Origin of the sequence: Nocardia pneumoniae NBRC 100136 (assembly GCF_000308755.1) — a bacterium.
In the GTDB taxonomy this organism is placed as follows: domain Bacteria; phylum Actinomycetota; class Actinomycetes; order Mycobacteriales; family Mycobacteriaceae; genus Nocardia; species Nocardia pneumoniae.
On the sequence record NZ_BAGF01000117.1, the window covers coordinates 1 to 206 of the forward strand.

General features: G+C 66.5%; 1 protein-coding gene. It reads left to right on the forward strand.

The window, feature by feature from the left end:
• On the forward strand, positions 1 to 206 hold a 206-nt coding region (locus ON34_RS28620), incomplete at both ends, for an MmyB family transcriptional regulator (protein ID WP_040785346.1).

Here is a 206-nt window from a genome sequence, read left to right on the forward strand (position 1 = left end):
AGTTCGCCACACCCCCGAATCCAAAGGCGCGCTCCAGGCAGCACAAGTCGCCGACCTGTCCCGCACCGCCAGCCGCTACCCCGATGACGAGAACCTGCACCGTCTCATCGCCGAACTACGCCGCCGCAGCGCCCACTTCGACAACCTTTGGGAATCGAGCACCGTCGGCCAGCACGAAGCCGCCCGCAAAACCATCGACCACCCCC